This window comes from Fodinibius sediminis (assembly GCF_900182555.1).
GTDB lineage: Bacteria > Bacteroidota > Rhodothermia > Balneolales > Balneolaceae > Fodinibius > Fodinibius sediminis.
Window position 1 is genome coordinate 92,613 of sequence record NZ_FXTH01000011.1, and the last position, 24,552, is coordinate 117,164.

Here is a 24,552-nt window from a genome sequence, read left to right on the forward strand (position 1 = left end):
CTGTCTTTTTCTCCCGGCAGTCTTCTGAACTACCATCACAATAACATATTTCCCCGTCCGGGAGCTGGACAAGGCCAGATCATTTGTTGCTACTGTCAAATCAGCAACGATTTTCGAATATTTTTGCAGGTATCCCGGAAAAAAGTTGAATAGACTTGCGTAATTTTATATTTATTTAGTCATATCTTGGGATAGATATTGTGTTATAGGTTATCAACTACTGGGGAATGTTTCTTTACAATGGGAATAACATGGATAATACCGGGGAAAGAAGGGAGGAGGTATGTCTCTGGGAAGCCATGCGCGGCGGTGAAAGAGAGGCACTGGAAACGCTGTTTCGACGCTACTACTCTCCGTTGTATGATTACGGCATTAATCTCGTTGCAAATGCAAATAATGTAAAAGATGCTATCCAGGAGTTGTTTCTGAAACTCTGGAGAGACCGTGCCTCGCTGAGTACCCCCCGCTCCATTAAGGCCTATCTGTTGGTGTCAATCAGACGTATCCTGATGGACGGAAAAAAAAGGAAACGCAAAAGGTATCAACGGAACAGGAAATACATAGAGGATGCGTTTTCAAGGGTTTTTACCAAGGAAGATTTGATCGTACGCAGGGAGATCGAAGAGGGGAAGAGGGAGCGCCTGGTTCAAGCCATCAATCAATTGAGCAACCGGCAGAAGGAAACGCTTTTCCTGAGGTACTATCACGGGTTGACTAACCGGGAGATTGCCAAAATAATGAATATCAATTATCAGAGCGTTAAGAACAACCTCTACAGGGCCCTCAAAAATGTCAGGGGTATTATGGAATCCATTCCCAACTCCGTTTGATAGCCAGCTCAAGGCCCGTGGTTGCAACCCATTCTTTTCATTTCGGCATCAAAGGAACTTCTGTAGTGAGTTTGGCTGTATACCCTCTTACTTGCTTATCAATCCAACCCTGGTTTTCCCCATTCCCGGCTGTTTCTGCGAAGAGTTCTCAAAAAAATGAAAAATTTGAGTACTCCCTTTCTTTGGGTCCGTCTTATAGGGTGAAGTGGAAATAGGGCAGGGCTTTCCCATCGCTGGTAAATCAGAACAACTAATTTGTAACAGGTGGCGGAGTACGAACAGGAAATAGAAGAACTGCTGACCGATGATTCCTTTATCAGATGGATAGAGGGAAGAGCATCGGAAGTAGAAGCTGCCGTGTGGGAGCGGTGGCTGGAGAACGATCCCGCCCGAAAACAGCTGGTGGAAGAATCAAAACTGCTACACCGCAGCATGGCCTTCAGCAGGAACAGACGTTCTGAAGTCGAGCTCGAACTCGATCGATTGAAGGAAAGGATGGGCAGGGAAAAAAAGGCAGCAGAGAACGGGATCCGTAGCCGCCGGATCAGCCGGGACAGGACCTACCCGGGCATGGCTGCTGCCCTCATTATTATGCTGGTAGCGGTGATGGGCGTTCTTTCGCTGTCATATCCTGGCTTGTATACCTCTGAACCGACAGCACGGTCTGTTTCGAAATTTATCACCCAGAAGACACAGAACGGGCAACAGAAGAAACTGACACTTTCCGACGGCTCGACAATCACGTTAAACAGCAATTCCAGTCTCAAATACCCGTCAACCCGTACGGGGGGCGATTTGGAGGTTTGGCTGGATGGGGAGGCTTATTTCGATGTTGCCCATAAAACGGGGGCGAAGGCCCGCTCCTTTACCGTTCATATTCCCGGGGGACAGGTTCGGGTGCTGGGGACAACATTCAATGTGAATACGTACGAGGAGGCTGCTGAGGTGGTTCTTGTAAAAGGGAAAGTGAAATTAGAAAAAAAGAATAGGCAGGGCCGTGACGTCGACTCACATGTGATGGAGCCGGGGGAATTAAGCCGCATATCTGAATTGAGGGAAGGCATCAGCAGCCAGAGAGTGGATGCCGAACGATATACCTCGTGGACCCGGGGTAAGATGATTTTTGACCGGACGCCCCTGCACGAGGTTGCCGAACGGGTGGAACACATTTATGGGGTAGAGTTTCCCCTGCCCGGCCAGGAACTGAAACAGATTCGGATTTCCGGTTCGCTGCCGATTCATAACCTTGAGGTCTTTTTGAATACCATCGAGAATATGTTGAACCGTACTGTTGTGAACAGGAATGGAAGGATAATACTCGGAAAAGAGAAATAAATAATACATGCAAACCACGGGAAAGTTAACGTCTAAAGCTAATTTAAAACAAAGGATTATGAAAAGACTGTTGTTAGCAATCATAGGATGGCTCCTGGTGGGTCAGTCCATTACGTATGCCCAAGACGAACAGCGTGCGTTGACCATGACGGAGCAGGCGGCCGAACAGACCATATCGCTGGATGAGTCGTTTCGCTTGTTGGAAGACAAATACGACGTCAGCCTTGTTTACAAGAGCTCCGTGAGCAAGGGCAAGGTATTGCCGAGGAAGGTCATTGAAGCCGATGATTTTCAGACGGCTCTGACTGATCTCGTACGAATACTGGATCTTACTTATAAACAGGTTGGACGCCGGAGCTTTCTCATATCATCAAACAGTGTACTTCAGCCGGTTGGTGTTCAGGAGACTGTAACGGGAACAGTGACCGATGCGCAGTCCGGTGAAACGCTGCCGGGAGTGAATGTGATGGTCAAGGGAACGACTACGGGTACTTCCACGGATAACAGTGGAGGGTTTGAATTGACGGTCGAATCACTGCAGGATACGCTTATCTTCTCCTTTGTTGGATACCAGACCAGGGAAGTGCCCATCAGCGGCCGAACCGAACTCGATGTGACCCTGCAGTCGCAGGCTATTGCCGGTGAAGAGCTGGTCGTGGTCGGCTATGGCACCCAGCAGAGGAGCGACTTGACAGGTTCCGTTTCCTCTGTCAAGGCCGGGGATATCGGAGCGGCATCCATCAATTCCATTGATCAGGGGTTGGCTGGCAGAGCGTCGGGTGTGCAGGTTACTCAGACATCGGGTCAGCCCGGGGCCGGGGCCTCTGTACAAATTCGCGGCGCTGGATCACTGCAAGGCGGTACACAGCCCCTGTATGTAATTGACGGACTTCCCATATATCCGGGATCAGGAACAGGGCCGGGTAATAAGTTGAGTCCGTTGTCGGCCTTGAACCCATCTGATATTGAATCAATAGAAATCCTCAAAGATGCATCAGCTACAGCTATTTATGGATCAAGAGGGTCAAATGGCGTTGTTTTAATAACGACAAAAAGTGGCGGAACAAGAGACCAGGTCTCCTTTTCGGCTTCCTACGGGGTCTCAAGGTTAGTCCAAAAGCTTGATGTGCTGGAAGCATATGAATACGCCACGCTGGTAAATGAAGCCTATACCAACGATGGCATGGATCCATACTACAGCAGTAGCCAGCTTGAGCAGATTCAGAGCGAAGGAGGAACGGACTGGCAGGATGAAGTTTTTGACCCGGCACCCCGGCAAAATTACAGCCTGAATTTTGCAGGGGGCGGTGATAAAACTACCTATTCGATTACGGGTAATTATCAAAACGAAGAGGGGATTGTTGACAACTCTTCATTTGAACGCTTTAACGGGCGTATCAACTTGAATCGTGACATAACAGACCGACTTAATGTCAGCAGCAAGTTGACGGTGAATAAAGCTTATTCATCTTTGTCCAGGACCGGAGGAGGAGGAACAAGTTCGCTAACCTATGCCGCTTTAAGAATGAACCCCGTGCAGCCTGTATACCAAAGTACCGGGTCGACTCCTCCTGATTACACATTACTCAATGCTCCGGGAGTGCAGGCGGAAAATCCGGTCGCTTCTGCTAATGAACTGATGAATGATTTTGAGTCCACCCGGCTTTTCGGTAATGCATTTATTCAATACGACCTGATGCAGGATCTGGTAATAAAGTCTGAAATAGGGGTGGATATGTCGACTCGCAAGATGGAAAACTTTGTACCGGATTATATTGCTGAAGGATCAAGCGGGAATAGAGCTTCTGTTCAGAACCTCAACGAAACGATGTGGATTAATGAAAATACCATCAACTACAATACAACGGTAGGTGAAAGTCACTCGATCGAAGCATTGGGCGGCATAAGTTTTCAGAAAAATATATTTGAGCAGGCTTATGCAGGGTCCCAGGACTTTGTGAATAATCGCCTGGCCTATTATGCCCTTGAAGGAGGAAGTACCTTTAATCAGCCAAGTTCCGGGCAGCGGGAATGGTCACTGGCCTCCTATTTTGGAAGGTTGCGATATAATTTTGACGACCGATATCTCGTAACATTAAATGGTCGCGTAGACGGTTCTTCACGCTTTGGAAAGAACAATAAATATGGTTTTTTCCCTTCTGCAGCCATTGCCTGGCGACTGATGAACGAAGATTTCATGCAGGATGTGAGTATCTTCAGTGACCTGAAACTGAGATTGAGTACCGGTGTAACAGGGAATCAGGAAATTGGTCTCTATAATGCCTTGTCAACGCTTAACAGTAACAGCTATGCGATCGGAAGATCAATTGCAACAGGCTTTTACCCTAATAAAGTCCCCAATCCCGATTTAAAATGGGAGAAATCGAATGAGGTTAATGTGGGTCTCGATATGGGTTTCTTTAATGACCGCCTCACGGTGACCAGTGATTATTATTACAAAAAAACCGTGGATCTCATCTATAATGCTTCCATTCCTTTTGTTACCGGATACAGTACGGCCTTGCAAAATGTAGGCAGTATTCAGAGCCAGGGCCTGGAACTTGCCCTCGAGAGCTTCAATATTACGGGTGAAGGCTTTAATTGGAATACCAGTTTCAATATCTCCTTTGTAAGCAATGAGGTAATAGAACTGGGAGGAGAGAAATATAAAGATGTGGGGGGTGGTGACGGTCATTTAAAAACCGGCTCCGTACACAGGTTGCAAGTAGGTAAACCGATATCCGTTTTTTATGGGTATGTCTATGATGGCATTTTCAACACTGAGCAGGAGCTGGCCAATGGACCCGAAGGGCCTACCAATTGGCTCGGAGGCAGAAAATACCAAGATCTTAATGGTGACGGCAGCATCGATGCGACGAACGATCGCACCATTATCGGCGATCCGAATCCCGATTTTTACGGGGGACTCCGAAACACCTTCTCGTACGGGGGATTTCAGCTGGATGTCTTTATGCAATTCCAGTACGGAAATGATATCCTGAACTACAACCTGATTGATATGGAGCTCCCGACCGGAGGCCAAAATCAGCTGGAGGAGATGAAAAATCACTGGAGTGAAAGCAATCCGGATGAAGAGATTTACCCCAAGCCGACGACAAACCGTTCTCAGGTTTTCTCCAGCCGACAGATTGAAGACGGTTCTTATCTGAAGCTCCAAAACCTGACCTTTGGGTACAATTTCCCCCGATTGAGAAACCAAATGCAATCGATCAATAATTTGAGATTGTATCTGTCCATGACCAATTATTTAACATTTACTGGATACAGTGGATATGATCCTGATATTAGTTACCGGGGAATAAGTAATCTTCAGATGGGAGAAGATTTTAACCAGTATCCGAAGACCAAGATGATTCAATTAGGGTTAGAAATCGGATTTTAAATACAAAATATTGGTGTCATCATTATGAAGAATATTATATATCTTAGTTTAACAGTCGTTTTCCTCACTACCTTCATTGTTTCCTGTACGGATAGTTTTTTAGCAGAGAATCCCAAGGGACAGCTCACTCAGGAAAATTTTTACCAGAGTGAAGATGATGCAGTAGCAGCCGTAAATGGAACATATAACCAGTTATACGGCATCTACGAGCGTCTCATGTTTCTGGTCGGTGACCTGCCTGCTGATGTTGAAAAGAATGGACTTGGCATGCCCAATCAATACCTGCAAAACCTTGAGTTCATGCGTTATACCGCCGAGAATGTGTTTGTCAGACGCATGTGGAGTAGAAATTATTCCGGTATAAACAGAGCTAATACGGCCATTATTAATATATCGGAGATGGATCAAACAACTCTTGGCGAAGATTTGAAAAATAGGTTAACGGCTGAGCTGCGATTCTTACGGGCATTATTTTACTTCAACCTGGTGCGGTATTTTGGCGATGTGCCCCTCGTAACCAATGCTGAAACGGTGCAGGAGGCCATGATTCCCCGCACTCCCAAGAATGAGGTTTATGCCCAGATTATTAGTGATTTGGAATTTGCGGGTCAACATCTCCCCATAGAATATGGAGAAGGTGACATGGGAAGGGCAACGAAGGGAGCCGCAAAAATTTTACTGGGGAAGGTGCATCTGAGGCGTGAGAACTGGGAAATGGCTTCTGCAACACTTGCCGAAGTCGTAGAAAATGAGTCGCAATACGGTTATGGGCTTTTTGAAAATTATGGTGATAACTGGGGGCAGGCCACCGAAACAGGGCAGGAAGCTGTGTTCTACATCGAATTTATGATGCCTCCACTGAACTCCAATGGAGCAGGGGGCTTGCAGGGGCCGAAGTATTCAGTGCACGAAGGTCAGGGGATACCCTGTAAATCTGCCGCAAGCTTTGAAGCAGATATTCCCACCGAAGAACTTTATAACAGATTCAGTGATGATGACGAGAGAAAAAATGTTACCTTCCAGACTGAATTTTATTGCGGCGATACTGCCTACCCATCAGATATCCCTCTTTTTACAAAGTACTGGGATGAAAACGTTTCGGTGCCAACACAAAGCGAACACAACTTTCATGTCATCCGCTATGCCGATGCGTTGCTCATGTATGCGGAGGCGCTGTTTGAACAGGGCAACGAAACCGAGGCCCTGGCCCAGATCAACAGGGTACGCGAGCGGGCCTTTAATGACCAGGCACATAATTACGTGACGCTGAGCCGTGAAAAAATATGGGAGGAGCGCTTGCTGGAGCTTGCCCAGGAGGGGCACCGCTGGTTTGACTTGACAAGGCAAGGACGGTTTATAGAACGGATGAAAGAACATTCCCAGCGAGAGGAGGAGATTGCCGGTGAACCGGTCAGAGCTTCACTCAGGAATAATATAAAGGATTATATGAACCTCATGCCTATTCCTCAGCGCGAAATTGATGTAAATCCCGAGCTGGAACAAAATCCGGGATGGAATTAACGGACTAAACTATTAACCAATATGTACTTAAGCTAAACACTTACTCATGAACAAGATCAGTAAAATACCTTATTTGCTTGCTCTGATTCTTTTCCTGCTCCCCACGGTATATGGGCAGGCCCAGGATCAGCCCACGAATGTGATCTTTATTCTAAGCGATGATCACCGGTATGACTATATGGGCTTTCATCCCGAGAGTCCTGACTTCCTGAAGACTCCGGGGATGGACCGCATGGCCAGGGAAGGGGCGCACCTTGCCAATGCCTTTGTGACCACCTCCCTGTGTTCGCCGAGCCGGGCCTCCATTCTGACCGGGCAGTATGCCTTCCGCCACGGCGCGGTTGACAATGCCAATCCTATGATTGAGGGTACCCAGTTTTTTCCCGAGCAGCTGCAGAACCAGGGCTATCAAACGGGCTATTTTGGCAAGTGGCACATCGGAAACGCCCACGATGATCCCAAACCGGGTTTTGACCGGTGGGTAAGCTTCCGCGGGCAGGGGGTTTATAACAATCCCACCCTCAACATTGACGGGGAGCGCAGGAAGGTGGAGGGGTATACCACCGACCTGCTCACTGATTTCACCCTCGACTGGATTGAGAATCGCGATCAGGACAAGCCGTTTTTTGCCTATCTGTCTCACAAGGCGGTGCACGCGGAGTTTTATCCGGCCGAACGCCACAATGAGAAGTACGCTGATGCCGAGATTCCAAAACCGCAATCCATGAAAAACATCGAATCCAACTACGCGGGCAAGCCCGACTGGGTGCGTGAACAGCGTTACAGCTGGCACGGCGTCGATCATATGTATCACGGGCGGGCCGACCATCCGCAGAACCTGGATGAGATTATTACCGAGTACAGTGAAACGCTGATGGGGGTGGATGAGAGCATCTCCCGTGTGCTGGATTATCTGGAAAAGGAAGGGCTGGCCGAGAATACCCTGGTGATCTATATGGGCGACAACGGGTTTATGTTGGGCGAACACGGCCTGATCGACAAGCGTCAGGCCTACGAGGAGTCGATGCGGGTACCGATGCTGGCATGGGCGCCGGGCTATATCGAGGCAGGGTCCACCATCGATCAGAATGTGCTGAACATCGATATCGCCCCGACATTCCTGGACCTGGCCAGCGGGAGCATGCCGGAAGGACATACGGTCGACGGGCGTTCGTTCTTGCCGTTGCTGGGGGGCGAAGACATCGATGACTGGCGTTCCTCGTTTGTCTATCAGTATTTTTGGGAGCATGCCTTCCCCCATACCCCTACAACCTATGCTATCCGTGAAGACCGCTACAAGTACATATACTATCACGGCGTATGGGACAAGAATGAGCTGTATGATCTGCAGAACGATCCGAAGGAGATGCATAACCTGATTGATGTACCGGCTCAGCAGCAGCGGGTCAAGCGGATGCGGGAAGAGCTCTTTGATATACTGGAGACCAATCAGGCCACGGATGTGAAGTTCCGACGCCCTTCCGATTATCAGGCTGATGAGAAGCTGATTGAATGAGGCTGCGGTAGACCTGAATGGACAGCAAGATTGAATAATTGCTTATGGTATCGTCCAACCACGCATAAACTGATTGCATCTTATGAGGAAATATTCTCTTATCTGTCTTCTCGCATGCTTCCTGGTGGCCGCATGTGAGTCCGAGCCGCCCGGGGAGTCGCCTCCCAACATCCTGTTTATCATGAGCGACGACCATACCTCCCAGGCGTGGGGAATCTATGGCTCGGTACTCGACAGCGTCGCACGGACGCCCAGTATTTCACGACTGCGCGATGAAGGGGCCAAACTCAAACATGTTTTTGCCACCAATTCCATTTGCACGCCGAGCCGTGCCGCCATTCTTACCGGGCAGTACAGCCACCGAAACGGGGTGTATACGCTGGGAGATACGCTCGACCCGGCCAGGAAGACAGTCGCTGGTACATTCCAGGATCATGGATACCAGACGGCACTTATTGGCAAGTGGCACCTGAAGAGTCGTCCCTCAGGCTTCGATCACTACAACGTCCTTCCCGGTCAGGGCCGGTATCATGATCCTATCCTGCGCGATTCCAGCAGCTGGACGAAGGGCGGACAGGAATATCAGGGGTTCGTCACGGATGTGATCACTGACCTGTCCCTGCAGTGGCTGAACGAACGCCCGAAGGATAAACCTTTTCTGCTCATGACGCATTTTAAGGCAACGCATGAGCCGTTTAACTATCCCGAACGTTACGATACCTTGTACCGGGATATCCGAATGCCCGAGCCGGAGAGTTTGTATAATTTCTACCCGGACCAGACCGAACGGACGTTCGAAGGACAGGTTCTGGAGATTCTGGGAGGGCGTTTTGAACAGCGGCCGGCGGTCTACTCCACCGATGACTTTTCACTGGAGGGACTTGCCAAAAAGGAGGCCCGCAGCAAGGTCTATCAAAAGTTTGTCAAGGATTTTCTTCGTTCCGGCGCCGCCATTGATGAAAATATCGGGCGTCTGCTCGATTATCTGGACCGGGCCGGAATGGCAGAAAACACCATTGTCATTTACACGGCCGATCAGGGATACTTCATGGGAGAACATGGCCTCTTCGACAAGAGGATTATGTATGAGGAATCAATGCAGATGCCGTTTGTTATTCGCTACCCGGGTGAAATTGAGGCGGGCACCGTCAATGATGATATCATCCTGAATACCGATTTTGCCCCGCTGCTGATGGACTATGCAGGCATTACACCACCAGAAAAAATGCAGGGCAGGAGTTTTCGTGCCAACCTGGCGGGCGAGACGCCGGACGACTGGCGGCAGTCGATGTATTACCGCTACTGGATGCACCAGGAACACCGTCCCGCTCACCTTGGCATTCGAACCAGGCGCTACAAGCTGATTTATTTTTACGGTCAGCCCCTGCGCGATGGCTATGGCGAGTCCGCTACGGAACCCGCATGGGAATTCTATGATCTGAAAAAAGATCCCAGGGAGCTGCACAACGCCTACGGAAATCCGCAGTACCGCCATCAGATTGATTCGTTAAAATCGGAGTTGTGGAAGTTAAAAGATCGGCTTGGAGACAGCGATGCCTCCTATCCGTCCATGCAGTCCCTGTTGAACAGAAATAAGAAATGAAATTCAGGATGTGAAAAATATGTTAGTCTGTGTATCTTCCCTGCAGATTACATAGGAGGGATGGGATAAGACAGGAAAGGGGTCCAGGGATTATGAAACATCATGCATGTTATCTTATAACGGTATTGATTGCAATACTTCTTTTTCTAAGCAGGGATGTTCTGGCACAGGCTGCGGTCCAGCCTTCTGAAGAAAATCCGTATTACTGGCAGTACCAGGAAAAACCGGTCCTTCTGCTGGGCGGATCAACGGATGATAATCTATTCCAGATTTCGGAGCTGAAGCAGCATCTCTCTGCCATAGCGGATGCGGGAGGCAACTATATTCGGAATACGATGAGCGATCGCTCTCCGGATGGCGTGCAGCCGGGGAAGGGACGAGTTGTCTATGCATTCAAGGAAATAGACAGTGGAAAATTCGATCTGAACCGATGGAATGAAACCTACTGGAAACGTTTTGAGAATATGCTGCGCTGGACCTATGAACGGGATATTATAGTACAAATTGAAATCTGGGATCGCTTTGATTATTCCCGGGAGAATTGGCCTCCTCATCCCTATAATCCACAGAATAATATCAACTACAGTTACCGGGAATCCGGTTTCGAACCGCAGTATCCTGAGCACCCGGGGGCAAACAAGCAGCCCTTCTTTTTCACAACGCCCGGACAGGATCACAACAAGGTGGTATTGCAATATCAGCGGAAATTTGTGGATAAACTCTTAGACTATACGTTGAAATATCCCCACGTCCTCTATTGCATTGATAATGAGACTTCCGGCGAGGAGGCGTGGGCTGTATATTGGGCGGAATTTATTCAACAGCGTGCTAAACAGGAGAACAGGAAGGTATACATTACCGAGATGTGGGATGACTGGGATTTAACGCAGGAGCAGCATCGGCGTACGCTCGACCATCCCGAACGCTTTGCCTTTGTCGATGTGTCACAGAATAACCATCAGCGGAATGAAACACACTGGCAGAATTTTCACTGGGTACGGAATTATGTAAAGGAACAGCCGCGCCCGATTAATAACGTTAAGATTTATGGTGCTGATGACGGGCGGCACGGGGGAAATAATATCGACGCCGTGGAAAAATTCTGGAGATTGATTTTTGCGGGTGCTGCATCCGCTCGTTTTCATCGTCCCACTTCTGGTATCGGTCTCAGTGAGCTGGCCGTAAAGCAACTGCGGAGCGCCCGCCTGTTTTTGAAAGAATTTGATATTGTTGAAGCCGATCCGGATCCCCGTCATGACTACCTGGTGAATCGAGATGAAGATGAAGCCTACCTGAATTATATTGGGCAGGAGCAGTTTGCCGTATATTTTACGGACGGTGGAGAGGTGGAGCTCCGGGTCCCCGGGGCACAGCGGGAATGGCATCTCCGGTGGCTGGATATTACAAAGAGTCAATGGCTGGAGTCCACGCTATTAACTGCAGGGGATACGATACCTTTGCAAGCCCCGGGGAAGGGGCCGTGGCTTGTCGTGGTTACTTCGAAGGGCGCGCAATGAATAAGTATTGATGTACCGAAAAGCTGGAAACGTACAAATCAGGAAAGATAGGCGGCATGAGTAATTATATTGGCAGGAGCATATTCGTAATTTGTGGGTTTTTCTTTTTTTGGTCCTGCGCTCCGGTTACGGGGGGACAGCAGGAGAAACCCAACATTGTTTTCATACTGGCTGATGATCTGGGGTATTCCGACATCGGGGCCTATGGATCTGAAATTAATACGCCTAATCTGGACAGGCTTGCCAAAAATGGCATCCGGTTTACCCAGATGCACAATACCAGCAAATGTTTTCCTTCAAGAGCGGTGTTGCTGACAGGGCAGTATGCCCAGCAGGTGGGAATGGATGAGGCTCCCGAGGATTTTGAACAGGCTGTGATGTTCGGAGAAGTGCTGAGCCGGGCGGGATACACGACCATTTTTGTGGGGAAACACCATAGTACGGATAATCCCTATGAGTGGGGCTTTGATCATTACTGGGGATTGCGGGACGGGGCCGCCAACTATTTCAATCCCGGGGAACAGCGTCCGGGAGATCCCGGGCCACCGGCTCAAAAACCGCAGCTTTATCCCCGCACTTTTGCTTTTGATGATTCTCTTGCTGAGCCCTATACGCCGCCGATGGACTACTACAGCACCGATACATGGACCGACTGGGCACTGCAGCTGCTGGGTCGTTATGAGAAAGAGGACCGCCCGTTTATGTTATACCTGGCATATCAGGCGCCGCACGACCCATTGCAGGCTCCGAAGGAAGAGATTGCGAAGTATGAAGGAGTGTATGAGAAGGGATATGAGGCCATTGCCCGGGCCCGTTATGAACGACAGCGCCGGATGGGACTGCTGGATGAACGTTACCCCCGTTCTGAACCCGTTCATCGAAGCTGGGAGAGTCTTGATGATTCAACAAAAGAAGACCAGGTGCGTCGCATGCAGGTATATGCCGCCATGATCGACCGGCTGGATCAGAATATTGGGCGGCTGCTGGAGTACCTGGAGGACCGGGGCGAGTTGAACAACACGCTCTTGCTGTTTGCTTCGGATAATGGAGCTTCGGCTGAGATCGTGCGGATTGGCGAGGGGCCGATCGGTTCTATGACCCGTTGGGCCTCGCTGCAGGAAGACTGGGCCAATGTAGCCAACACGCCCTTCAGGATGTATAAAAACTATTCGCATGAAGGAGGAACGGCTACCCCCTTTATTGCGCACTGGCCCGATGGTATAACAGAAACAGGACAGGTCAATCACAGCCTGCTCCACTTTATTGATATCATGCCAACCCTGATCGAGGTAAGCGGTGGCAAATATCCTGAACATTATCGCGGTGAAGCATTGCCACAGCTGGCGGGCAAAAGCCTGGTTCCATTATTTACGGGAGACTCCCTGGAGCGGGAGAAGCCGCTTTTTTATGAATGGAGGGATGGCAGCGCTGTACATACCAGCGACTGGAAGCTGGTACGCTGGCAAGAGCAGTGGGAACTGTACAATCGAAAAAATGACAGGTCGGAAACAACCAATGTGGCCGACCAGCATCCCGAAATCGTCAAGGAACTAAGTGAACAGTGGCAGCAGTGGGTGATGGAGACCGGACCCGCCCGTTGAACAAACAGGGCCTCGGTTATATTTTTGCCTGCAGGCTTGTCAATCATAATTTTCTTGCGCCTGTGACAGTATAGTGGTATATAACCCATTGAATTCGAGGTCTGTTTTTTTAATTTAAATTTGTGAAATACATGAAATTTCGTCTCCCGTCAGCTTTATTATGCTCTGTTATCAGCCTTTTTATAGTACTGAATATTAGTCCGTCTGCTGGTTTTGCCCAGGAATTTGATACGGAATTTGACCATCAGGCACTGGTAGTGGGTGACCTGGAAGCTTCCGCTGCTTTTTACAAAGAGGTACTGGGATTAAAAGAGATAAGAAATGAAACCGGGAAGCCCACCCGGCGCTGGTTTTCACTGGGTGGAGAGTTGCAGCTCCATCTCCTGGCCGATGACAGGGAAGGAGTTCATGTAAATAAGTCTATCCACCTGGCTGTTACCGTCCGTAACTTTGATCAGTTCGTTGAGAACCTTCGTGCCCGTAATATTCCCTTTACCGATTGGCCGGGAAACAAAAATCAGGTTAACATACGCCCCGATGGAATAAAACAGGTCTATGTCAAAGATCCAGACGGATATTCGATAGAAGTAAACAGCCGGGCAGCAGAAGAATAGGCTGCGGCCTGGCAGCCGCTTGTATTTACAGGTTGGCAGGGAGAGATTTGATTTGGGGTGCTTTGGATTCGGGCAGTCGACCGCCGTAAACAACCATGAGCCGGGGCAGGCATCGTGGCTATCCGGAAAGAAAATACGTTGTATCGGTATCAAAAAGGGAACCGCTGTCTGCCCGCTTCATGGCGGATGGATATCCGATATATGAATTCAGCTAATGGGATAATGATAGACAGAAGATCAAATATCACAAAGACGCCGTTTGGCATCTTCCTGCTGTTTATCCTGGTGCTGTCTACTTTCGCCTGTGCAGGAGCTGGCAAAAGTGAGCCGCCGGGTGCTCGTGCTCCGAACATTATTTTCATATTGGCGGATGATCTGGGATACTCGGATATTAACAGTTTCGACCCACAGCACCGACGCTACTATGAAACGCCCAACATCGATCGACTGGCTGGAAAGGGGATGAAATTTGTTCAGGCCTATACAAGCGCTGCCAATTGTGCTCCCACCAGGGCGGCCTTGATGAGCGGACAGTACTATCCCAATCAGCCTGTTTATCATGTCGGTACTTCCGGGCCGGGTAGAATGATTCCGGCACCGAATGCGGAGGCACTGCCCCTGGACAAGGTTACCATAGCCGAAAAGCTCGACGAGGCGGGCTACCGTACGGCCTTGATTGGCAAGTGGCATATAGGCAATCCGCCGGAGCATGGGCCCCGGCAGCAGGGCTTTGCCATTAACATAGGGGGATACGGAGCAGGAAACCCGGGAGCCTGGGACAATGGGTACATGCAACCCAACGGGAATCCATACATTTCTGATGCCCGGCAAGGTGAATATCTGACGGATTATCTTACCCGGAAGTCAATAGAGTTTATCACAGACAACAAGGAACAGCCCTTCTATCTTCAACTGTCGTACTATAGTCCGCATAGCCCGTTTCAGGCCCCAAAAAGCCTGGTTGAAAAGTATGAACAGAAGAGAGGAGACGGCGGGCATAATCGTCCTGTCTATGCCGCCATGATCGAGTTGCTGGACAAGAATGTGGGTAAGTTGATGCAGGCGGTGGAAGAGCTCGGTATTGCAGAACATACCGTCGTTATTTTTTATTCGGACAACGGCGGACGCGGCGGCTATGATTTTCTCGGTCATGCTGAAAATAATATTACCAGCAATGCTCCTTTCAAGGGGGGCAAGGGCACCTTTTATGAGGGAGGGATACGGGTTCCCCTGATTATCCGATGGCCTGGAATAATTCCACCGGGAAGTCAGAGCCGGGAGCCCGTGAGCAGTATCGATTTTTATCCAACTTTTCTCGACGCCGCTGGCATTGAAGGCACAAAGTATTATCAGGTCGACGGATTAAGCCTGTTGCCAGTAATGAAAGATCCGACGGCCGTGCTCAATCGGGAATCTCTTTTCTGGCACTTTCCGGGCTATCCAAACTCCCCGTGGCGAACAGGTCCGGTGAGTGTTGTTCGTTCAGGTTCCTGGAAGCTGATGAAATTTTATGAAACAGATGAATTTGAGCTTTACAACCTGAAGAAGGATCCGGGGGAGCAGCAAAATCTCGCCGAAACATATCCACGAAAACGGAACAGTTTGCATCGCATGCTTCAGGATTGGCTGCAACAGACGGAAGCCCCTCTGCCCGCCTGGGGAGAGGAGGCGAATTGATAATTAACATTCAGGATACTATGAGCTACAGTAATTCATATTTTCATTATCACACCATTTCCTTTCTGGGAAAGAAGACGCTGTCATTTGCAGCCATGGTTTGCTTGTTGCTGCTTCTGTCGGTGACAGTAAGGGGGGAGGGGCGCCCGGTCTTCCATACGGATATCGGGAACAGGGAAAGTATGCAGGTGGGTGTTGCCCGGGTGGATATCACACCGGAAGCGCCCATTCGCCTGGCCGGTTATGGCTCGCGTCAGGGAGAATCCGAGGGGGTACTCCAGCGCCTGGAAGCGAAAGCACTGGCTTTTGGCAGCGACCGGCAGGGACCCTCTCTGCTTATTACGGTGGACCTCATTGGCATTCCAGGTCATATAACAACGGCGTTGCGAAACCGCTTAAAAAAGAAAGCTGGAATTCAGCCGGAGCAGCTGACCATCGCTGCCAGTCACACCCATTCGGGACCAGAAATTGGTACATTATTGAATCATTTCGGGGAGCCGCTGCCCGTGGATCAACTTGGTAGAATAGTGAGATATCTTGATGGGCTTACCGATGATCTAGAAGAGGTAGCACTGGCGGCCCTGCAGAATCGCAGTACCTCTTTTGTAGCGTGGGGTCAGGGCCAGGTGGAGTTTGCCGTGAACCGTCGGCTGATTGAGGACGGGCGATGGGTGGGCTTCGGGGTGGTTCCGGAGGGCCCCGTTGATCACACCATGCCCCTGTTGCGGATAACTGATCCCGAAGGAAACATCAGGGCGCTGTTGATTAATTACGCCTGTCACGGTACGACCCTCGGGCCGGATGTTAATAAAGTACATGGCGACTGGATGGGAGAGGCCCAGCGGATTATCGAGGAGCGACATCCCGGGGCCATGGCCATGGTTGCCATCGGAGCGGGTGCAGATGCCAATCCTGAGCCCCGGCTTGAGCTTGAACACACCACCAGGCACGGAAAAGAAATTGCTGATGAGGTTGATCGCCTGCTGAACACGCCACTGGAGCCGTTGTCGGTTCCGCCCACGGGAAACTATCAGGAGATCGAGCTGCCCTATGCCGAGGTGCCGACTATTAATGACCTAATTGACCAGGCGGCCGGGGATGGGGCAAAAGGGTATTATGCCCGGCTGGCGCTTGAACGCATGGCCCGCGGGGAATCGATCCCCTCCAGTCTTACCTATCCGGTTCAGACCTGGACATTTGGTAATGATTTGGCCATGGTCTTGATGGCCGGAGAAGTGGTGGCTGATTATTCCCTTCGGTTAAAAAAAGAGCTGGATGCCGAACGCCTTTGGGTTACGGCCTATGCCAATGATGTACCCAGCTACATTTCCTCTCGCCGCATCATTCGGGAAGGTGGTTATGAGGTTGAATCTTCGATGTATTCCTATGATAACCCGTCGCCTTTTTCAGAAGAAATTGAGGAGCTGATTATCAATGCCATACACGAACTGTTACCACCGTCATTTGCTTCTCAGCAGGCCATCAACCAGCCCGCCGTAGTCCGAGGCCCTGCAGGGGGCGCGATCCTTACGCTGAATGCTGAAAGTGGACGGGCTATAGGGCCGGAAATTGAATATATGCCCGAATGGAGAGCTTTTGGCTGGTTTACCGCTGATGACCGGGTGGAATGGGATGTGGAGGTAAACAGGAGGGGACGATATGAAGTGTCGATGGAGTGGTCGGTATCTGATGAGGAGGCCGGAAAACCGTTTGTCTTCCAGGTGGGGGAGGAACAAATAAGGGGAACCGTAGAGCGTACGGGATCCTGGGAAGATTTCAAGACGACAGTCATTGGTACCATTCAATTGGATGAGGGGGCACAAAAAATGACATTCAAGCCGGGCTCATACTTTGAAGAAGGCGCCCTGCTGGATCTGCGGGCGTTGCACCTCACCCCGGTTGAATAAATGAACTATAGAAACGAATGGATATATCGTGTAGAAGAGACAAAATGAAGAAAATAAGAGTCCCGCGGGCTGATTTCCTGTTCATTAGTCTGAAAAAAACAGTTGTGCTGTTCGTCTGCTCTCTGGTGCTGATGAATTGTTCAAAAACGGGGAGCCATGGCCGTTCCGGCGAGGGCGCCCCCCCTCTGGATCCTGAGCAGGCACGGGCGTCCATGACTGTTATGGACGGTTTTAAAGTGGAACTTTTTGCCCATGAACCGATGGTCCAGGATCCAGTGGCCATGGAGGTGGATGAAGAAGGACGCATGTATGTGGTTGAAATGCGCAGTTACCCCCTTGACGACAGCGGTCTGGGACAGGTCAAGCTGCTGGAAGATACCAACAGCGACGGCCTGCCCGATCGTTCAACGGTTTTTGCCGACAGTTTGGCCTTTCCCAATGGGGTGATGCGGTGGAAGGACGGTATCCTGGTAACGGATGCTCCGCACCTGTTGTACCTGGAGGATACGACGGGCAACGGTAAAGCTGATCGCAGGGAGATTGTACTCACGGGATTTGCCCGCTCCAATCCCCAGCACAATGTTAATACCCCTGTTTACGGCTTGGATAACTGGATTTACCTGGCCAATAATGGGACGATCAGTACCAGGGCGTATTCCCAGATCCTGGGGGATGAGGGAGCCCCCGTACGGTTTCACGGTTTGAAAAACGGGCCGGTTCTGCCCCGGAATGCGGCGGGACGCAATCTACGGTTCAAGCCTGGTTCCCATCAGCTGGAGATGAGGGCCGTCTCCTCCCAGTATGGTCATACGTTTGATGCCTGGGGTACTCATTTCCTGGTCAGCAACGCCCATCATCAATATATTGAGGCAGTTGAACAACAATACCTTGAAAGAAATCCCTACTTTCCTATTCAAAGTGCCAGGCATTATACCCCGGATCATGGCAATGCCGCAGAAGTGTACCCGACAACCAGGGATCCGGAATACCAACTGCTGACCGACCGGGGTGTGATAACGTCGGCCTCCGGGATCACCTATTACCTGGGCGGCGTGTTTCCCCCGGAATTTAAGAATGTCACTTTTGTTGCCGAATCGGTGCATAACCTGGTTCATGCGGATGTAGTAAAGAGCGAGGGCGCCATGGTAACGGCAAAGCGGCTGCTGGAGCAAAAAGAATTCCTGACGTCAACGGACGCCTGGTTTCGTCCGGTTCAGTTTTATATCGGGCCGGACGGGGCCCTTTATGTCATCGATTATTACCGGCGTATCATCGATCATCCCCAGTGGATGGATGATAAAAAAGCACAAAATGAGGATCTGTTGTATGAGGCCACCGAGCGGGGGCGTATTTACCGGATCACGCCCGATGAGATGGGCAGCCCGGAGTGGATGAGTAACCTTGGGCTGAAGGAGGCTCCTGTGACAAAACTTGTTGATCTTTTGGAACATTCCAACCTGTGGTGGCGGCGTACGGCCCAGCGGCTGTTGGTGGATCGAAAAGATGCTGCGGCGGTGCCCCTGCTTGAGGATATGGTGCGCAGCAGCAAAATGCCAGAAGCCAGGCTTCATGCCCTGTGGACCCTTGAGGGACTGGGGGCATTGGAACGGAATATGATCACCGCCGGACTCCGGGACAAGGTGGCCGGCGTGCGCCGGAATGCGATAAAGATGGCCGAACAAAGACTGGCGGACGATGCCTATTGGGTTGACAGGCTTCTGGAGATGACGGCAGATGATGACCCCGGTGTGCGCTACCAGCTGTTGCTGAGCCTTGGCGACCACTCTTCCAGCCGTGTAAAAGAGGCGAGGAAAAAGATTCTATCTGAAAGTATGGATGATCCGTGGATGCAGATTGCATTTCTATCCGCTGCAGACCTGGAGGCCTCGAAACTGATTAACGATTTTCTCGAACAGTTTAACAATGCTCCGAAAGCGGGACGGCAACTGTTCCTGAAGCGCCTGGCTTCCATGATGGGGCGGCAGGGAAATACAACCCGGATCAGGCAGCAGCTTCGTAAGAGCATGACGCAGATAGGGGAGGAGAATGAGTGGTGGAAAACAGCAGTCCTTGCCGGTTTAACGGAAACATTACGGCATGCTGATATCAAAACGGAAGATTACCGTTCGGAGGCTGAGCTTGCTGCAGATCTCTTTTTACAAGCAAAATCGGAACGGCTTCGCGGGGCAGTTTCCGAGCTGATAGCAGTGCTGGGCCTTCCAGCTGAAGTGCAGCAAAGGATGCTGCCGGAGTTGGTGGCCCTGGCGGACGATCGTGAGGCAGAGGACCATATTCGTGCCGACGCCATCGACCTTATGGCCCTGTTTGCCCCTGCATCGACCAAGGATAAGCTCAAGGAATACAGCGACCCCGGCGAACCGGTGGCTGTCCAGAGGGCAGGGGTGAGAGGGTTGAAGAAACTCCCGGGACGGGCCATAGGACAATACCTCATGGAAAACTGGAAGAGCATGACACCGGTTGTTAGGGAGGAGGCGGTTGATGTGCTGCTCCAGGAAGACGAACGGGTGAAGTTATTGCTGGATGCGGTAGCGGAGAACAGGGTTGCTGTTTCCTCCATTGGGTGGAGCCGCCGTGTGTCCCTGATGCAGCATGCCGACGAGGATATTCGCAGCAGGGCGAGAGAGCTGTTGAAAGAACGGCCTGAAGAGACAAGATCTATGGTTGAGAAATACCGGGCTTCCCTCAGCCTGGAGGGGGATCCGGCAAAGGGCAAGGAGGTCTACAGGACGCAATGCTCGGCCTGTCACCAGGTAGGGGAAGAGCTGGGGATGGCTTTTGGTCCCGATCTGTCGACAGTACGGCACTGGGAACCGCAGGCCTTGATATCTAAAATTGTGGATCCGGGCAGTTCGATAGCCGATGGTTATAAAATGTGGATTGTGGAACAAACTTCCGGCGGCCGTGTGGCGGGGGTTGTGCAATCAGAGAATGGCAATACGGTCACCCTGCGGAATGCGGGGGGATCGGAGACGACAATTTCCCGGTCAGAAATTAAATCTATGACGCCCTCCGAGGCTTCGCCCATGCCTTCAGGTCTGGCCAATGAGATCAACAAACAGGAAATGGCAGATCTGATTGCCTTTATTCGTCAGCTTTAAGGTTTCTGTGGCACGGGGCAGGGGAGGACGTACGTTGCAGCCTTCGCCACTGCTTTGCGGCTGCTGGTACTGGCATCGACGGATGGCCTTATCCCCGGTTGTTGATGATCAATTTTAATAATTCCATGATATATTGTTATATATGCGTACAACAAAAAATTTAAATAGATAATGTTATGGAACCTGTCGTACAAATTTCATTAGATCTGACCAATATCGATGAAGCCCTAAAAACAGCTTCCATGGCATTGCGAGCCGGGGTCGACTGGCTTGAAGCCGGGACTCCGCTGATACTGGCCGAAGGTCTGCACGGGGTTCGAAAGCTGAGAGAGGCATTTCCGGAAACGCCTGTGGTGGCTGATCTGAAAACGATGGACGGGGGCTATCTGGAGGCTGAAATGATGGCCCGGGCGGGAGCGACTCATGTGGTCGTTATGGCGCGGGCTCATGAGGAAACCATAAAATGTGTGGTACAGGCGGGCCGGGATTTTGGCGTGAAAGTCATGGGAGATAATTTGGCCTGTCTCGATATGATTGCCGGTGCAAAACGCCTGGAAGCGCTGGGATGTGATTATGTAATCCATCATATAGGCTATGACGAGCGAAGAGGCATTGCCGCACGGGGAGAACGAAAGCCCAGCCCGATGGATCAGCTTAAAGAGGTTATTCAGGCAGTCAATGTGCCCGTTCAGGCGGTAGGGGGATTAAGCCTTGAAGAAGCGGTTCGTTGTCCGGAAATGGGAGCCCCCCTGGTGGTATTGGGAGCTCCCCTCACCATTGACGCTGATGCGTTTAAGACAGCTGAGGGGAATGTGGAAGATTCACTTCGGTTAATCTGTGAAAAAGTACATTCCTACGGGGACGTGAAAATAGAGGCTTGAGGCAATCGGGGGATCTGCGCTTTCTAATCGAATTTTTAATGGAAAAGTAAAATACGTTTCATGAAATCAGCAGCGGTTGTTAATTATGCGCCTGAAGAAGGTGCCGTTGAAATTCGCGAGATAGACAAACCAGCTATAGGAAAGGAGGATGTACTGCTTGACGTTTCTCATGTGGGCATTTGTGGCAGTGACCTTCATCAATGGACGGCCGACCACAGCTGGCCCGTCAACTATCCCGTGGTGCTGGGCCATGAATTCGGCGGACATGTTGCAGAAGTCGGGAGCGGGGTTGAGAATTGGCAAGAGGGTGACCGGGTTGTCAGTGAAACGGCTGCGATAATAGATAAGGACAACCCGATGAGTCGCCAGGGACTCTATAACCTCGATCCTACCCGCAAAGGTTTTGGCTATGGCACTGACGGGGCCATGACGCGGTATGTGCGGGTGCCCGCCCGTTGCCTGCACAAGGTGCCGGATGCGATTCCCTTTGAGCATGCCTGCCTGACGGAGCCATGCAGCGTGGCCTATAATGCCGTGGTCGAAAACACACGCATAAAACCGGGCTACCGGGTTGTAGTGCTGGGGCCGGGCACCATCGGCATACTGTGTGCTGCGATGGCAGGGCTCTGCGGGGCTGAGGTTGCCATTGTGGGACTGAAATCAGACGAGCACCGCCTGGATATCGCCGGAGAATATGGCTGTGATACGATCATCGGAGATGCCACCGATTGGGCCAATAATTATGACGGACTGGGGGCTGATTGTGTGATTGACGCGGCCGGGGTGAGTGCAACTCTTGAAATAGCCCTGGAGCTTGTCCGGCCCAACGGTGCTGTAACTAAAGTGGGGTGGGGGCCTCAGCCCCTGGATTACTCCCTGGATCCGCTGGTCCAGAAGAATGTGGCACTTCAGGGCAGCTTCAGCCACAACTGGCCGGTGTGGGAACGGGTCCTCTCCCTGATGTACACTGGCCAACTGGATGTCAGTCCCATAATCGGTGGCATATGGCCCATCACGGAGTGGCGTACCGCCTTTGAAAAGATGCACAAGGGTGAAATGGTTAAAAATATTCTTAAACCGGTATAAAATTTATGCGACTGAAAGATAAGGTCATTATTGTCACCGGCAGCACTACGGGTATCGGCAAAGCCATCGCAGTGCGATGTGTGGAAGAGGGGGCCCGCGTTGTTGTCAACGGGCTTAGCCAGAGTGAAGGGGAAGCGGTAGTGACAGAGCTGGGCAGGGACAGGGCGATATTGCATGTCGGCGACATCAGCGACCCGGAGACACCAAAAAAACTGGTGGATGAGGCGTTGACGGCTTTTGGCCGGCTGGATGCCGTTGTGAACAATGCAGCGATGGTTGTTTCATCAAACATACATACTACCGATAGTCAGCTGCTGCACAAGGTATTCGGGGTTAATGCCGCCGGGCCTCTGGCTCTCGTCAAGACGGCCTTGCCCCACCTTGGCAAAACCCGGGGGTGTGTGCTTAATATTGGGTCGGTCAACGCCTATAGCGGGGAGCCGGAGCTGTTGGCTTACAGTATGTCAAAGGGGGCGCTGATGACGATGACCCGTAACCTCGGGGATGTGCTTTTCCGGGAAGAGGGGGTGCGGGTAAATCAAGTCAACCCGGGCTGGGTGCTTACCGAGAATGAAACAATCCGAAAACACAACCACGGGCTGGACGAGGACTGGTACAAGGAACTACCGAAGAGATATGCGCCCGCAGGACGTATTTTATGGCCGAAAGAGATCGCAGCTGCGGCCATCTATTGGCTGAGTGATGAAAGTGGTCCCGTATCCGGGCAGGTTGTTGATCTGGAGCAGTATCCTTATATAGGAAGAAATGCCCCCAAGGATGAGACCACCATCCCGAAAGATGGAGATTAGCCAGGATATCGCCCTATTTTTGCTTCAATGTGTCTCCACCCAGCAAATGATTTGATAAGGAATGAATATTTTACAGCTATTACTCAATTACTGATTACAAGCGTATGCCCAGGTTAGCCGTATTTCCCAAAGCATTTATGCAACAGCTATGTAAAGATGGAACGATGAGCGTATCCGAGTGGATTACGCTTGCCGCAGAACTGGAGGTCGATGGCCTGGAATGGTATTCCGGTTTCCTGGAGATGGCCGATGAATCCAACTGGGCAAAATTTCGCCGTCAGGTGCACAGCCATGATAAAGAGATTCCCATGATGTGCTGCTCACCCGATTTCACGCATCCTGATGCCGGCTTCCGGGAAAAAGAAATTGAAAAACAGAAGTACTGGATCGACATGACAGATGAGCTGGGCGGTTCCTACTGCCGGGTTTTGTCGGGCCAGCGACGCCCTGAATTGTCTATGGGGGAGGGACTGGATTTCGCGGCAGAAAGCATCAAGGCGTGCCTGCCCTATGCTGCTGAACGGGGTATCACCCTTATATTGGAAAATCATTACAAGGACGACTTCTGGGAGTATCCCGAATTTGCACAGAAGATGGAGGTGTTTTGTAAACTTGTAGATCGGATACATCATCCGAATTTTGGCGTCAATTATGATCCCAGTAACACGTATCTTGCCGGAGAGGATCCGCTCGAACTCCTTCGCAGGGTTTCGGATCGTGTTGTAACAATGCACGCCAGTGACCGGTACCTGACGGAAGGAACGCTGGAAGACCTCCGTAAAGAGGAATCAGGGGTGGAGGGATATGCCCGCAGATTGAGCCACGGGGAGATTGGCCAGGGGCTGAACGACTATGATGCGATCTTCAGGGAATTGAAAAAGGCTGGATTTAACGGGTGGGTAAGTATTGAGGATGGAGTGGAAGGTATGGACCAGCTGGAACGGAGCGTAGCCTACCTCAGAAAGAAAATATCCCATTACTGGCCGGAAGAGTAGCTGTTTTCCGGGCTGGGGCTGTTGAATGCGTTACAGGCTTCCGAAAAAAGACCAGGGGGGGTACCAGTCACTGGATTTAAACCGCACTATTGACTATGATGGATGCACAAATACCCATCGGATGGTTCAACAGGGTGT

At 50.8% G+C, this 24,552-nt stretch carries 16 protein-coding genes; all 16 read left to right on the top strand.

Features of this window, described 5'->3' with window-relative positions; all coding sequences use genetic code 11:
* The first annotated feature begins 251 nt into the window (after positions 1 to 251).
* Positions 252 to 830: an RNA polymerase sigma factor gene (locus FN808_RS12730; protein WP_185958393.1), complete on the top strand. Its 579-nt coding sequence runs from the start codon at positions 252 to 254 to the stop codon at positions 828 to 830.
* A gap of 264 nt (positions 831 to 1,094) precedes the next feature.
* The gene (locus FN808_RS12735) at positions 1,095 to 2,165 is read left to right on the top strand and encodes a FecR family protein (RefSeq protein WP_142714985.1); all 1,071 of its coding nucleotides are present in this window, start codon (positions 1,095 to 1,097) and stop codon (positions 2,163 to 2,165) included.
* Between the two features lie 58 nt (positions 2,166 to 2,223).
* Positions 2,224 to 5,568 carry a SusC/RagA family TonB-linked outer membrane protein gene (locus FN808_RS12740; protein WP_185958394.1) on the top strand — a complete coding sequence of 1,115 codons (3,345 nt, stop codon included), beginning with the start codon at positions 2,224 to 2,226 and terminating at the stop codon, positions 5,566 to 5,568.
* 24 nt (positions 5,569 to 5,592) lie between these two features.
* On the top strand, positions 5,593 to 7,089 hold the full coding sequence (locus tag FN808_RS12745) for a RagB/SusD family nutrient uptake outer membrane protein (protein ID WP_142714987.1): 1,497 nt from the start codon (positions 5,593 to 5,595) through the stop codon (positions 7,087 to 7,089).
* Between the two features lie 46 nt (positions 7,090 to 7,135).
* Entirely contained in the window at positions 7,136 to 8,605 is a 1,470-nt protein-coding gene (locus FN808_RS12750; RefSeq protein ID WP_142714988.1) for a sulfatase family protein, read from the top strand.
* A gap of 82 nt (positions 8,606 to 8,687) precedes the next feature.
* Positions 8,688 to 10,208, top strand: a complete 1,521-nt coding sequence (locus tag FN808_RS12755; RefSeq protein ID WP_142714989.1) for a sulfatase family protein — start codon at positions 8,688 to 8,690, stop codon at positions 10,206 to 10,208.
* A 92-nt stretch (positions 10,209 to 10,300) separates the two neighbouring features.
* Positions 10,301 to 11,725: a hypothetical protein gene (locus FN808_RS12760; protein ID WP_142714990.1), complete on the top strand. Its 1,425-nt coding sequence runs from the start codon at positions 10,301 to 10,303 to the stop codon at positions 11,723 to 11,725.
* A 56-nt stretch (positions 11,726 to 11,781) separates the two neighbouring features.
* Positions 11,782 to 13,326 (top strand): arylsulfatase, encoded by a 1,545-nt coding sequence (locus tag FN808_RS12765; protein WP_142714991.1) that lies wholly within the window; start codon positions 11,782 to 11,784, stop codon positions 13,324 to 13,326.
* Between the two features lie 131 nt (positions 13,327 to 13,457).
* Complete coding sequence (locus FN808_RS12770) at positions 13,458 to 13,940, top strand: VOC family protein (RefSeq protein ID WP_142714992.1); 483 nt, start codon at positions 13,458 to 13,460, stop codon at positions 13,938 to 13,940.
* A gap of 222 nt (positions 13,941 to 14,162) precedes the next feature.
* Positions 14,163 to 15,617 (top strand): sulfatase, encoded by a 1,455-nt coding sequence (locus tag FN808_RS12775; protein ID WP_185958395.1) that lies wholly within the window; start codon positions 14,163 to 14,165, stop codon positions 15,615 to 15,617.
* 20 nt (positions 15,618 to 15,637) lie between these two features.
* Positions 15,638 to 17,524 carry a neutral/alkaline non-lysosomal ceramidase N-terminal domain-containing protein gene (locus FN808_RS12780; protein WP_142714994.1) on the top strand — a complete coding sequence of 629 codons (1,887 nt, stop codon included), beginning with the start codon at positions 15,638 to 15,640 and terminating at the stop codon, positions 17,522 to 17,524.
* A 44-nt stretch (positions 17,525 to 17,568) separates the two neighbouring features.
* Positions 17,569 to 20,643 (top strand): PVC-type heme-binding CxxCH protein, encoded by a 3,075-nt coding sequence (locus FN808_RS12785; RefSeq protein WP_185958396.1) that lies wholly within the window; start codon positions 17,569 to 17,571, stop codon positions 20,641 to 20,643.
* A 176-nt stretch (positions 20,644 to 20,819) separates the two neighbouring features.
* Entirely contained in the window at positions 20,820 to 21,524 is a 705-nt protein-coding gene (locus FN808_RS12790; RefSeq protein WP_142714996.1) for an orotidine 5'-phosphate decarboxylase / HUMPS family protein, read from the top strand.
* A gap of 60 nt (positions 21,525 to 21,584) precedes the next feature.
* Positions 21,585 to 22,610 (top strand): zinc-binding dehydrogenase, encoded by a 1,026-nt coding sequence (locus FN808_RS12795; RefSeq protein ID WP_142714997.1) that lies wholly within the window; start codon positions 21,585 to 21,587, stop codon positions 22,608 to 22,610.
* Between the two features lie 5 nt (positions 22,611 to 22,615).
* Positions 22,616 to 23,419: an SDR family NAD(P)-dependent oxidoreductase gene (locus FN808_RS12800; protein WP_142714998.1), complete on the top strand. Its 804-nt coding sequence runs from the start codon at positions 22,616 to 22,618 to the stop codon at positions 23,417 to 23,419.
* 104 nt (positions 23,420 to 23,523) lie between these two features.
* A complete protein-coding gene (locus FN808_RS12805) occupies positions 23,524 to 24,414 on the top strand; it encodes a sugar phosphate isomerase/epimerase family protein (RefSeq protein WP_142714999.1) in 891 nt (296 codons plus the stop codon).
* Positions 24,415 to 24,552: the final 138 nt, after the last annotated feature.

Coding starts and splice junctions, on each gene's coding strand:
- FN808_RS12795 (WP_142714997.1), top strand. CDS start 21,585: ATGAAATCAGCAGCGGTTGTTAATTATGCGCCTGAAGAAGGTGCCGTT.
- FN808_RS12800 (WP_142714998.1), top strand. CDS start 22,616: ATGCGACTGAAAGATAAGGTCATTATTGTCACCGGCAGCACTACGGGT.
- FN808_RS12805 (WP_142714999.1), top strand. CDS start 23,524: ATGCCCAGGTTAGCCGTATTTCCCAAAGCATTTATGCAACAGCTATGT.
- FN808_RS12785 (WP_185958396.1), top strand. CDS start 17,569: ATGAAGAAAATAAGAGTCCCGCGGGCTGATTTCCTGTTCATTAGTCTG.
- FN808_RS12745 (WP_142714987.1), top strand. CDS start 5,593: ATGAAGAATATTATATATCTTAGTTTAACAGTCGTTTTCCTCACTACC.
- FN808_RS12750 (WP_142714988.1), top strand. CDS start 7,136: ATGAACAAGATCAGTAAAATACCTTATTTGCTTGCTCTGATTCTTTTC.
- FN808_RS12760 (WP_142714990.1), top strand. CDS start 10,301: ATGAAACATCATGCATGTTATCTTATAACGGTATTGATTGCAATACTT.
- FN808_RS12790 (WP_142714996.1), top strand. CDS start 20,820: ATGGAACCTGTCGTACAAATTTCATTAGATCTGACCAATATCGATGAA.
- FN808_RS12755 (WP_142714989.1), top strand. CDS start 8,688: ATGAGGAAATATTCTCTTATCTGTCTTCTCGCATGCTTCCTGGTGGCC.
- FN808_RS12775 (WP_185958395.1), top strand. CDS start 14,163: ATGATAGACAGAAGATCAAATATCACAAAGACGCCGTTTGGCATCTTC.
- FN808_RS12780 (WP_142714994.1), top strand. CDS start 15,638: ATGAGCTACAGTAATTCATATTTTCATTATCACACCATTTCCTTTCTG.
- FN808_RS12765 (WP_142714991.1), top strand. CDS start 11,782: ATGAGTAATTATATTGGCAGGAGCATATTCGTAATTTGTGGGTTTTTC.
- FN808_RS12770 (WP_142714992.1), top strand. CDS start 13,458: ATGAAATTTCGTCTCCCGTCAGCTTTATTATGCTCTGTTATCAGCCTT.
- FN808_RS12730 (WP_185958393.1), top strand. CDS start 252: ATGGATAATACCGGGGAAAGAAGGGAGGAGGTATGTCTCTGGGAAGCC.
- FN808_RS12740 (WP_185958394.1), top strand. CDS start 2,224: ATGAAAAGACTGTTGTTAGCAATCATAGGATGGCTCCTGGTGGGTCAG.